Genomic DNA, 11,487 nt, shown 5'->3' with positions numbered 1-11,487 from the left:
TCTAGACCCGGGCGAGGATCGACAGCGCGGCCTTCAAATGCGGCGCGTCGATCATCTTGCCATCGAGTTGCAGCACTCCAGCGCCAGGATTTTCGGCAAATGCATCTACCACTGCTCGGGCATGCGCCAATTGCTGTTCCGACGGCGTAAATCCCTTGTTGATATTTGGTACTTGCGACGGATGAATAGCAAGCATTCCGGTAAAGCCGTCCCTAGCAGCCCGTGCAACATATCCGTCTAACGCATCTGCATCGCTTATATTTGGAAATACGGTATCAATAGCCGCAACACCCGCGGCATGGGCGGCAAACAAGGTCAGCGAACGGGCTAATTCGTAAGGCGCGGTGTAGCTACCATCAGGTTCCCGAGAAGTGGCGGCGCCGACAGCGGCCGGCAGGTCTTCTGCCCCCCAGCTAACCCCAGCTAACCAAGGCGCAACTTCGCGCAAACTGCCAAGATCGAAAACAGCGCCGGGCGTTTCGGTGGCAATGGGCAAAATCGGCGGCGCTTCACCATCAGGATTATCTGCGACTGCCGCCGCTTCGGCCCGCAACCAGTTTATTGAGCGGGCCCCTTCCGCCTTTGGCAACACGATACCGTCCGGTAAGAACGGCAGCACAGATGCGAGGTCATCATGGGTCAACTGACTGTCTTGTGGATTCACCCGAACGAACACGAGCACCGGTCGGTCACCCGACAGATATTCCGCCGTCGCCTCGCGCGCCAAAACCTTTCTGTCTAACGCTACCGAATCTTCTAAATCGATAATGATCGCATCGGCTCCGCTAGCCGAAGCCTTGGAAAAACGTTCAGGCCGATCGCCGGGCACGAAGAGGAGGGAGCGGAGCTTCATGGGTTTCAGCCTTATATATTTCACCGTTAGCAGCCTTATCGAAAAACATTTCTGCAACGCCTTTCGTTGACCCTTACAGCAAGGTTACGCTGTTTCGCTCCGCTTTAACAGTGCCGAGCGCTCGCAACTGCATACGAGTTCGTCGCGCTGATTGAGGCAGCGATGAAGGAAGGTGACGACGCCCGCGCCGGGCCGCGATTTACTGTCTTTCAGCCCTACGACTTCGGTTTCCGCGCGCAGTGTGTCCCCGATAAAAACCGGTTTGGGCATGACTAGCTTGTCATATCCGAGATTGGCCACCAGCGTACCTAGCGTCGTATCTCCGACTGAAAGGCCCACCATCAAACTGAATGTGAAGGTGCCGTTCACAAGGATTTGCCCGAACTCACTGGCCCGCGCCGCTTCTGCATCGATGTGCAACGGTTGCGGGTTATGGGTCATAACCGAGAACAACAAATTGTCGGTTTCGGTTACCGTTCGGCGGATTTCATGGACAACAGTGTCGCCGATCTTCCACTGGTTAAAATAACGTCCCGCCATTTAGACTACCTCATAACTAAATATGATTTCATTCCCACGAAGGCCTGAATGGCAAATGGATGCATAGCGGTCATGATTCAGCTGACGCTTCAATCCGTGCCAATAGTGCCTCGACCTGCACCTGCATGCCCGCCTCTGCATTCAGTTCTGCCACTACCCCGTCGAAGGGCGCCGTCAAACTATGTTCCATTTTCATTGCTTCGAGAGTGAGGAGCTTTTGGCCCTTTGCCACGGACTGCCCTGCAGTAACGTCAACAGCGATAATTCGACCCGGCATGGGGGAGAGAATGGCGCCATCACCGACTGCCCCAAGACCTGACCCTCTCGGCTGGGCCAACACGTAACGACGCGCAAAGCCGCTGACAAAGGCCAATACGTCAGCTGTCGGATGATCCTCGTCAACCTCACTGAACACCACGTCATGGGTAGCGCCACTATCGTCCAAGATACGAGCTTCAGCCCGGGATGGCGCATTAAGCCGGAAACCAAGCGCCGCACTTACGGGACTTTGGCCCGGGCTTGCACATAACAGTGCGGCTGCTTCGAGCAGTTCGTCAGTCTCTGGTTCAGGCGGCGTGACGAGGGTGTCAACTTCGCGCGCGATGAGGCCCGTGTCGACATCGCCGGAAGCGAATTCCGGCAAATCCAGCAGTCTGCCCAAAAATCCTGCATTGGTTTTAACCGGCCAGACTTCGGTGCCGTCTATGCCGTTTCTTAACTCGGCTGACGCTGCGTTCCGGTTCTGACCCCAAGCAATCAGCTTGGCAATCATCGGGTCATAGAAGGGAGAGACCTCTCCGCCTTCCTCCACTCCAGTGTCGATCCGCAATTCTTCCGGAAATGCCAGATGATCAAGCGAACCGATGGATGGCAAAAATCCGGTAGCCGGGTTTTCTGCGTATAGCCGCACCTCCATTGCCCAGCCGTTGATGGCTAATTCATCCTGCCGCTTGGGCAAAGCCTCACCGCTCGCGACACGCAACTGCCATTCGACCAGATCGACCCCCGTGATTTCCTCTGTCACTGGATGCTCGACCTGCAATCGCGTATTCATTTCCATGAACCAAATTCGGTCGGCACGCAGACCGTCGCTGGCATCGGCAATAAACTCAATCGTGCCCGCGCCAACATAATCAACTGCCTTTGCAGCACGGACGGCAGCGGCGCACAGTTGTTCCCGCGTTGCCTCGTCCATTCCAGGCGCCGGTGCCTCTTCGATCACTTTCTGGTGACGGCGTTGCAAAGAACAGTCCCTCTCAAAAAGATGGACGATGTTGCCGTGTTTATCACCGAACACCTGCACTTCGATGTGACGGGGGCGCTGGATATATTTTTCGATGAGGACATGGGCATTGCCGAAAGAGGAACTGGCCTCCCGCTGGCATGATGCCAGCGCTTCGACGAAATCTGCCGCGTCATCGACCTTGCGCATTCCCTTGCCGCCGCCGCCGGCAACCGCCTTGATGAGCACGGGATAGCCGATCTCGGCGGCGCGTTCAGCGAGAAAGGCGGGGTCCTGGTTTTCGCCCATATAGCCAGGGGTGACCGGCACTCCGGCTTCGGCCATCAGCTTTTTCGCAGCATCCTTCAGCCCCATGGCGGTAATGCTCGCTGGATTTGGCCCAACCCAAATTAAGCCCGCGTCTATCACGCTTTGAGCAAACTCGGCATTTTCGGATAGGAAACCGTAGCCGGGATGGATAGCTTCTGCACCAGTGGCCCTGGCGGCGGCGATAATTTTTTCGCCTACAAGATAGCTCTCGCGCGCTGGCGACGGCCCGATATGCACCGCGTCATCGGCCCGCCGCACATGCAGCGCCGTTGCGTCAGCGTCCGAATAAACCGCCACGGTGCGAATACCCATGTCGCGGGCAGTGCGGATAATCCGGCAGGCTATCTCGCCGCGGTTTGCGATGAGAAGGGATTTGATCATCTTGGTCACATCCGGAACACCCCAAAGCGGGGCGCCTCCTCTACTGGGGCATTGAGTGCCGCCGCAAAGGCGAGGCCCAGCACATCCCGTGTCTGCGCTGGGTCAATAATGCCGTCGTCCCACAATCGGGCGGTCGCGTAATAAGGGTTACCTTCATCCTCATATTTCTGGCGAATGGGGGCCTTGAACGATTCCGCCTCTTCCGGCGTCCATTTGCCAGCATCGCGGTGGACGGTAGCCAGAACCGACGCGGCCTGCTCCCCGCCCATGACACTGATCCGTGCATTGGGCCATGAGAAAAGAAAGCGCGGCGAATAGGCGCGTCCGCACATGCCGTAATTGCCCGCGCCAAAACTTCCGCCAATCAGAACCGTTACCTTGGGCACGCTGGCCGTCGCAACAGCGGTAACAAGTTTCGCGCCGTGCTTCGCAATGCCCTCTGCCTCATATTTGCCGCCGACCATGAAGCCGCTGATATTCTGTAGGAACAGCAAAGGTATTCGCCGTTGGCACGCAAGCTCAATGAAGTGCGCACCCTTGACCGCGCTTTCGGAAAAAAGGACGCCGTTATTCGCAAGGATCGCGACCGGCATTCCCCAGATATGCGCAAAGCCGCACACCAATGTGGTGCCATATAGAGCTTTGAATTCGTGAAACTCGCTACCGTCAACGATACGCGCGATAACCTCGTGTACGTCATAGGGCGCACGCACATCATCGGGGATGACACCATATAGCTCCTCGGCATCAAATTTAGGGAGGCGCGGCTCTTTCAAGTCAATGTCAGGCTTATGGACCGGTCCTAGGTGACTGATTATGTCACGCACGATCGTCAAGGCATGTTCGTCATTCTCGGCAACATGATCGACGACGCCGGATTTCCGGCCGTGGAGATCGCCACCGCCCAAATCTTCTGCGCTGATTTCCTCACCCGTTGCCGCCTTTACAAGCGGCGGACCGGCCAGGAAAATCGTGCCCTGATTGCGGACGATCACACTTTCGTCGGACATCGCCGGGACATATGCACCACCAGCGGTGCAGCTTCCCATGACACAGGCAATCTGCGGGATGCCCTTGGCGCTCATATTTGCTTGATTGAAGAAGATACGCCCGAAATGGTCGCGGTCGGGGAAGACTTCGTCCTGATGCGGCAAGTTCGCGCCGCCGCTGTCGACCAGATATATGCAGGGCAAGCGGTTAGCTTCCGCTATTTCCTGTGCGCGCAGATGCTTTTTGACGGTCATAGGGTAGTAAGTGCCGCCCTTTACCGTCGCATCATTGCACACAATCATACACTGACGACCGGAAACCCGTCCAATTCCGCAGATCAAACCTGCCCCGGGAACCTCATCGTCATACAGCCCATTAGCTACCAACTGGCCGATTTCGAGGAATGGCGAGCCGGGGTCGAGCAAATGTTCGACGCGTTCTCTGGGCAAGAGCTTTCCACGCGCCGTGTGCCGTTCACGCGACTTTTCATTCCCGCCCAGCGCTGCTTCGGCCACCTTGGCCCAAAGTGCATCTTTCAATGCACTATTGTGCGCACTCCGCTTTTGGAATTCGTCGGCTTCGGGGTTGATCTGGCTGGATAAAATGGGTGCAGTCATAATGTCAGCTACCCTGCCAGAAAATTTGGTGCAATTGAAACTAAATTACGCGAAGCGACCTTGAAGTTCGTACAAAGCGAGCGCTGCCTTGGCCGCCTCCCCGCCCTTGTCCTTCTGCTTGGGGTCTGCCCGCACAAGTGCCTGCTGTTCGTTTTCAACGGTCAATATGCCATTGCCGATGGCGATCCCGTCCATCGTGAGAGCCATGATTCCGCGCGCGCTTTCGCCCGCAACGATTTCGAAATGATATGTTTCGCCCCTGATGACGACACCTATAGCGACGAAGCCGTCATATTGCTGGCTTTCAGCAGCCATCGCGATTGTACCTGGCAGTTCCAATGCGCCCGGAACGGTAATGACGTCAACTTCGTGTCCGGCCGTCTTTAATGCTGCTTTGGCCCCGGCAACGAGCATATCGTTCAAATGGTCGTAAAAACGGGCTTCAACTATAAGGAACTTCGCCATTATTCGCCTCCTGTGCCGGGTATCGGCCGCTCGCCTACAATGGAAAGCCCGTAGCCTTCAAGCCCCACCAATGTGTGATGCGTATTTGTGAGCAGGATCATGTCCTGCACACCCAATTCGGTAAGTATTTGTGCGCCACCGCCATAATCCCGCAGTTCCTCGACCTCGGGTGCGCCTGCTTGCTTGCCTTCAGCGCGCAATTGCATGAATCGCGTCACGATACCCTTCATAGGTTTATTGATCACCACCACAACACCGGCACCTTCAGCAGCAATCGCGTCCATGGAACGCGACAAAAGACCAGCGCGTTCATTTTCTTCCCCGAAGACATCCACGAACATGGACATGGTGTGCATGCGCACCAAAGTTGGTTTTTCAGGATCAACCCGGCCTTTAACCAGCGCCATGGTCTCGTCGCCCGTCGCTTTGTTATAGAAGGTCATCGCCGTCCATTCACCGCCCCAACGGCTATTGAATTTCATTTCGGCGCGCTTTTCGACCAAGTGGTCATGCTTACGGCGGTAAGCGATCAGGTCCCTGATCGTGCCCATTTTCAAGCCGTGCAGACGCGCGAACGACACAAGATCATCCATCCGCGCCATGGTGCCGTCATCTTTCATGATTTCGCAGATGACGCTGGAAGGATTTAATCCGGCGAGGCGCGAGATATCACAGCCTGCTTCGGTATGCCCTGCCCTTACCAGCACCCCTCCATCGCGGGCAATCAAGGGAAATACATGGCCCGGGGTCACTATGTCGTTACGACCTTTTGAAGCGTCAATTGCGACTGAAACCGTTCGCGCGCGGTCAGCGGCACTGATCCCCGTTGTGACGCCCTCGCGCGCCTCGATTGATGTTGTGAACGCCGTCTCATGCCGCGTTCCGTTTGCTCGGCTCATCAAGTCTAGACCCAACTGCTCGACCCGGTCTTTGGTGAGCGTAAGACAAATCAATCCGCGTCCATGGGTCGCCATGAAGTTGATAGCATCCGGCGTCGCCATTTGTGCGGGAATGATCAGATCGCCTTCATTCTCCCGGTCTTCGTCGTCGACGAGGATATACATGCGGCCATTACGCGCTTCTTCGATGATTTCCTCAATCGGAACCAGTGCCGGCGTGTCGTCGTTCGAAAAGAGATAGCTTTCCAGCTTGCGAAGCGTATCAGCCGTCGGATTCCAGTCCGGTTGATCAAGGTCGCGAAGGGTGTTTGCATGAAGCCCGGCTGCACGAGCGAGGCCAGAGCGTGAGAGGCCGCCATCATGGACGAGCGCGCGAAGTTTGGTGATGAGTTGTGTAGACATGAGTCGCTATTTTCACATTGAAATGTGATTGTCAAAAGAATAGTTCACATCGCGTTGCGTCATGAACCCTATTGGCAACGCAACTTATCCAATGGCTTGCAACCGACCATCTCCCATTGCACTATGGCATTCTGGAAATTCGAACGGGTCAATGCAAAGGATAATGTGCCGTGACACTGTCTATCCTGCAATGGAAGCATGAATTTACCCAGAACAGTAAATAGGAGAGCAGCAGTGGCATCGACGGTATGGGTAAAAAAGACATCATTAACCGAAACCCATATTCATGAGGATAGGCTTCCTCCATTAGGCGATGGCGAAGTCCGGCTTAGAATCGAGAGCTTTTCGGTCACCGCAAACAACATCACCTACGCTGTTATGGGCGATATGTTTGGTTATTGGAATTTCTTTCCGGCAGAAGGCGACTTTGGCGTTGTCCCCATGTGGGGTCATGCCATCGTCGAAGAGTCCTGCGCCCCGGACATCTCAGTTGGCGAACGGATCTATGGCTATTTACCCATGGGGACGCATCTCGATGTACTTCCGGGAAAAATCAGCAGCGGCGGCTTCACCGACATGGCAGCACATCGCCAACCGATGAGCCCAATCTACAATCAATATGCTCGGCTGAACGCCGATCCCGAACATGATCCTGCCAAAGAAGATGAGCGCATGCTTTTCGGGCCATTATTCAAGACAGGCTTCCTGATTGAATCCATGTTCCGTCGCGAAGGTTGGTTCGGCGCAAAGAACCTGATCATGACGAGCGCATCGTCCAAAACGGCTATGGGATTGGCCAGTGTCGCAAAGGATCTTTCACCGAACATTAAACGCATCGGTCTGACCTCAAAGAGCAATGTCGCCTTTGTCGAAGAAAGTGGGCTTTATGATGAAACCCTGGCCTATGATGACGTCGCTAACCTAGACCAAGCTTCATCGGTGTCGGTCGACTTTGCCGGCAATAGCGCACTGCTACATCAGATTCACTCCGTACTGGGTGAGCATTTAAAATATAGCTGCCTTGTCGGGGCAACCCATGTCGATGCCCGCGGCATCAGCGGGGGTGGGGGTGAGATTTCTGGACCAAAACCGATACTTTTCTTTGCACCTGATCATGCGGTGGCGAGCATTCAGGAACTCGGCCCCAAAGGCTTTGGTGAAGCGGTAGCCAAAAGCTGGAAAAGCTTTTTAACGGCGGTCGACGGCGTCGTCGCGTTTGACAAACGCAACGGACTGAACAGCGCCGCGCATAGCTTTGTCGAGACACTGGAAGGACGCACCGACCCGCAAAAGGGGATTATCATTCATCCTTGAAGACTTTGCCGTCCTTCATCACAAACTTCACAGCCTTTAACACAGTCACGTCGACGGTGGGATCGCCGTCGACTGCAATCAGATCGGCTGCTTTGCCGGGTTCAAGACTGCCAACTTCCTTTTCAACGCCGAGCAAAGTTGCGGCGTTCAGGGTCGCGGCCTGGATAGCTGCGCTGGCGGGCATGCCGTGTTTCACCATCAGTTCGAATTCATCCGCATTGCGCCCATGCTTGGACACGCCAGCGTCAGTGCCAAAGGCAATCTTCACACCCGCCGGATAAGCTTTGGCAAGGCTTTTGCCGGTCACGCCAATGCGCCATTTCACCTTGGCAAGAACATCGGGCGGGTAGGCATTAGGGTTGGCAGCCAAACGTTCGATATACCCGTTTACCGTTGACAAGGTCGGCACATAATAGGCGCCCGACGCTTTAAAGAGCTTTATGCTCGCATCGTCGAGCATCGTGCCATGTTCAATCGAGTCCGCTCCCGCAGCCAACGCCGCGTTGATGCCATCTTCGCCATGTGCATGGACTGCCATCTTCTTTCCATAGAGATGGGCTGTATCAACCAATGCCTTGACCTCATCATCAAACAGCTGGCGGCCAAGGCCTGCTCCGATACGGCTGTTGACGCCGCCGGTCGTTGCGATCTTGATGACGTCCACGCCCCTACGGATCTGTTTGCGTACCGCTTGGCGGCAGCTTTCTACACCATCGCAGAGATTTTCCTGACCGATGCTGCCATGCAAATCTTCCGAAACCGACAAGGTCGCATCCATATGACCGCTGGTCGTTGAAATGGAGCGCCCCGCATCGATGATACGTGGCCCCGGAAGCTCGCCCGCAGCCACGGCATCCCGCAGAGCGAGCGTTGCGCCGCTGCCGTCACCCAGATTGCGAACGGTGGTGAAACCAGCCATCAATGTCTTCTTCGCGTTCCCGGCTGCGCGGTATGCCGCGCGGGCTGGACTATCCGTAACAGCCTCAATCAAAGCTGCATTGCCGCCTGCATCGCTATCGAGATGGACATGGCTATCAATCAGACCCGGCAGTACAAACTTACCTTTGAGGTCGATGATTGTCGCTCCTACCGGGCCCGTTTGGTGGCCGTTCAGAACTTCCGCGACGCGGCCGTTGCGGATAATCAATGTAGACGCACCTCGAGGTGCGCTGCCCGGCTTATCCAGCAGTTGCCCTGCATATATGACGGTAACCTGCTCCGGCGTTTGGGCCGCAAGAGCAACGGGGATTGCCAACATCGAAAGACAAATTGCGGTAGCTATTTTCACGCGAGATACTCCTCTACTCTGTGCACCTTCTAAGCCGTTGCAGACTTTGAGCAAGACGTCACATCATGTTCCGATGTCGAACGCCGGGTGCGGGGGGATCTTGCGGCGGTCCAGCGAAGCATTGGGCAAACGCCATCCACTGCTTCGCCACGTCCCCTACGACCGACAAATTTGTGTCAGCGATGTTGCGGCATTGTGTGACGACTTGGCAGAAATCCGAAGCGCTTCCTTCGATTACGCCGCTTTCCGAAGCTTCACCATATTCCCACAGCGCTCCTGATGAAGCGGTAAGTTTAAGTTGCGGCATCGGGCCGGGAGGTTCGGTTCTGCGGTTTTTCCAGGTCCACCCCCATGTGTTGACACCCAAACGCACGATGTTGCCGATCCGGTCGCTGTCTTCGCGATCCGCACCCAGCACATCGTAAATCGCCTGTGCGTGCGCCCACGTTTCCATAAGACGCGCCGTCACGGAACTGAGGGCACTCATATCCGGGCCAACCCATTTCAGGCGCTGCTTGGGGTCTGCCTCTGCAAAATGTTCAGCCATTGTTTTGGCGCGCGTAATCCAAGCCTGACGTAATTGCTGCCCCGCGAGACCCTCGAGGTAAGTCGATTCAAAATCGGGCAATCGCCCTCCCTTGATGCCGGCGGCCATTTGCTGCAGAAATTCCGTAAAGGCTGCCTCGTCCATGATCGATAAATCAGCGGCGATGTTCCACACGTGCAGATGACGCACGATATTGTTGATTGTCCATCCTTTGAACAAAGTTGCCGATTCAAATTCACTTTCGGAAAGCGGTTCGAGCAGGGCGTTCAGCGCTAAGCTTTCGTCGTAAAAATCCTGTGCCTGTTGCATATTGCCCCTACCCCATGAATCCGAAGAGATGCCCGGCGACTTTGCGCATTTGAATTTCCTCGGCGCCCTCGGTGATACGGTACCGCCGGTGATGGCGGTAGATATGCTCAAACGGCTTATGCCGCGAATAGCCGATACCACCATGGACTTGCATAGCGAAATCGGCGGCATTGCATACCAGACGGTTGGCTTTGTAATTGCACATGCTGACCTTGTCGGAAAGTCGAACAGCAACCTCGGGCTTGGACATCGTATCCATTTCGGCTGCCGTCTTGTAGATGAGAAGACGGAGCATTTCGGCGTCTGTCTGAAGTTCGACAAGCGGAAATTGGATGCCCTGATTTACCGCCAGCGCTTTGCCGAAGGGCTTACGCTCCCGCGCATATTTCACCGCCTCGTCTATGCAATATTGCGCGGCACCGAGTGACGACGCGGCTTGCCGGATCCGATTTTCGTGCACGAAATGCTGCGCGACTGCCAATCCGTTGTCCAACTCACCCAAAATTGCACTTTCCGGAACCCACACATCCGTATATTTCACCTTTGGGTGATCAGTGGGCATATTGAACGTCCAGAGATATTCGCCAATTTCAAATCCGGCAGCATCGGTCGGTACAACGAAGCAGGTAATCCCGCGAGCCTTGCCGTTATCACCGCTTGTACGGGCGAATGTCATGACATGCGACGTGTAGGGCAAGCCTGTTGTCCACATCTTGTTGCCGTTTATACGATAGCCCGCCACGCCATCGCGCATTTCCGGCACTGCCCGCGTGTCCATATGTGTCGCATCGCTACCATGATGCTCTTCGGTTAAGCCGAAACTCCACCCCATTTTGCCTTCGAGCATGGGCGGTATAAAGTCCCGCTTTTGCTGCTCTGTTCCAAAATCCCGAAGCATCAGCACCTGGACCAGATTGCCGACGATACTGCTTTCATTTTGCAAGTCGTTATGGAGACCGAGGCCTTTATGGGCCAGATGATGCCGGATAACCGCCATCGCCAAATTGCTGCCATCTTGTCCTCCATATTCTTTCGGAATGGCATAGCGATAATGTCCGGCACGGTCGGCGACTTGGCGCATTTCGGCTAATAACGCCCACCAATCGGCACGCGGATGCCCATCATTGTCCCAGTCGGTCCGAGCATGTTCACGACGATGGTCGAAAAAACGGATATTATCATCCCGGTTTTCGATCGGCTTGATTTCCCGTTCGATAAACGCGTCGAGAGTGTGGAGATAGTCGGTAATTTCTGTTGGTATCGTGAACAACATTTTACTCTCCCACATCACGTAACGGACCGGTGTCTGCGTCAACTAACAGGTCGCTTC

10 protein-coding genes are annotated in these 11,487 nt (G+C 55.3%); 1 reads left to right on the top strand and 9 read right to left on the bottom strand.

The genetic code is table 11. From position 1 onward, the window contains the following. Position 1: 1 nt before the first annotated feature. From EUU25_RS02765 to ribB, 6 genes are all read right to left on the bottom strand, one after another. Positions 2–853: an HpcH/HpaI aldolase/citrate lyase family protein gene (locus EUU25_RS02765; RefSeq protein ID WP_158898079.1), complete on the bottom strand. Its 852-nt coding sequence runs from the start codon at positions 851–853 to the stop codon at positions 2–4. A gap of 84 nt (positions 854–937) precedes the next feature. Continuing rightward, positions 938–1,393, bottom strand: coding sequence for a MaoC family dehydratase (locus EUU25_RS02760; RefSeq protein WP_158898077.1), 456 nt, complete (start codon positions 1,391–1,393; stop codon positions 938–940). Between the two features lie 70 nt (positions 1,394–1,463). After that, a complete protein-coding gene (locus EUU25_RS02755; RefSeq protein WP_158903059.1) occupies positions 1,464–3,326 on the bottom strand; it encodes an acetyl/propionyl/methylcrotonyl-CoA carboxylase subunit alpha in 1,863 nt (620 codons plus the stop codon). A gap of 5 nt (positions 3,327–3,331) precedes the next feature. Then, a complete protein-coding gene (locus EUU25_RS02750; RefSeq protein WP_158898075.1) occupies positions 3,332–4,933 on the bottom strand; it encodes a carboxyl transferase domain-containing protein in 1,602 nt (533 codons plus the stop codon). A gap of 45 nt (positions 4,934–4,978) precedes the next feature. Beyond that, a complete protein-coding gene (gene ribH, locus EUU25_RS02745; RefSeq protein WP_158898073.1) occupies positions 4,979–5,398 on the bottom strand; it encodes a 6,7-dimethyl-8-ribityllumazine synthase in 420 nt (139 codons plus the stop codon). Next, positions 5,398–6,699 (bottom strand): 3,4-dihydroxy-2-butanone-4-phosphate synthase, encoded by a 1,302-nt coding sequence (gene ribB / locus EUU25_RS02740; protein WP_158898071.1) that lies wholly within the window; start codon positions 6,697–6,699, stop codon positions 5,398–5,400. Before ribB ends, ribH begins: the two co-directional genes overlap by 1 nt. 234 nt (positions 6,700–6,933) lie before the next feature. Here ribB and EUU25_RS02735 point away from each other — a divergent pair, with 234 nt between their 5' ends. Beyond that, a complete protein-coding gene (locus tag EUU25_RS02735; protein WP_246162872.1) occupies positions 6,934–8,013 on the top strand; it encodes a DUF2855 family protein in 1,080 nt (359 codons plus the stop codon). Here the strand turns inward: EUU25_RS02735 and EUU25_RS02730 are convergent. From EUU25_RS02730 to EUU25_RS02720, 3 genes are read right to left on the bottom strand one after another with little or no spacing between them, the layout of a single operon-like run. Then, complete coding sequence (locus tag EUU25_RS02730; RefSeq protein WP_246162870.1) at positions 8,000–9,301, bottom strand: metal-dependent hydrolase family protein; 1,302 nt, start codon at positions 9,299–9,301, stop codon at positions 8,000–8,002. The genes EUU25_RS02735 and EUU25_RS02730 overlap by 14 nt on opposite strands. 58 nt (positions 9,302–9,359) lie before the next feature. After that, on the bottom strand, positions 9,360–10,157 hold the full coding sequence (locus EUU25_RS02725) for a TIGR03084 family metal-binding protein (RefSeq protein WP_158898067.1): 798 nt from the start codon (positions 10,155–10,157) through the stop codon (positions 9,360–9,362). 7 nt (positions 10,158–10,164) lie between these two features. After that, positions 10,165–11,430, bottom strand: coding sequence for an acyl-CoA dehydrogenase family protein (locus tag EUU25_RS02720; protein WP_158898065.1), 1,266 nt, complete (start codon positions 11,428–11,430; stop codon positions 10,165–10,167). Between the last annotated feature and the right edge of the window lie 57 nt (positions 11,431–11,487).

It is taken from the genome of Sphingorhabdus lacus, from assembly GCF_009768975.1.
Taxonomy (GTDB): Bacteria; Pseudomonadota; Alphaproteobacteria; order Sphingomonadales; family Sphingomonadaceae; genus Sphingorhabdus_B; species Sphingorhabdus_B lacus.
The sequence above is the reverse complement of the archived record's forward strand: the minus strand, read 5'-3'. Positions and strand labels throughout refer to the sequence as shown.

Excerpts from the sequence above, each read along its gene's own strand:
- EUU25_RS02760 (WP_158898077.1), bottom strand. The coding sequence starts at position 1,393 with ATGGCGGGACGTTATTTTAACCAGTGGAAGATCGGCGACACTGTTGTC.
- EUU25_RS02765 (WP_158898079.1), bottom strand. The coding sequence starts at position 853 with ATGAAGCTCCGCTCCCTCCTCTTCGTGCCCGGCGATCGGCCTGAACGT.
- EUU25_RS02720 (WP_158898065.1), bottom strand. The coding sequence starts at position 11,430 with ATGTTGTTCACGATACCAACAGAAATTACCGACTATCTCCACACTCTC.
- EUU25_RS02725 (WP_158898067.1), bottom strand. The coding sequence starts at position 10,157 with ATGCAACAGGCACAGGATTTTTACGACGAAAGCTTAGCGCTGAACGCC.
- ribB (WP_158898071.1), bottom strand. The coding sequence starts at position 6,699 with ATGTCTACACAACTCATCACCAAACTTCGCGCGCTCGTCCATGATGGC.
- EUU25_RS02755 (WP_158903059.1), bottom strand. The coding sequence starts at position 3,326 with ATGATCAAATCCCTTCTCATCGCAAACCGCGGCGAGATAGCCTGCCGG.
- EUU25_RS02750 (WP_158898075.1), bottom strand. The coding sequence starts at position 4,933 with ATGACTGCACCCATTTTATCCAGCCAGATCAACCCCGAAGCCGACGAA.
- ribH (WP_158898073.1), bottom strand. The coding sequence starts at position 5,398 with ATGGCGAAGTTCCTTATAGTTGAAGCCCGTTTTTACGACCATTTGAAC.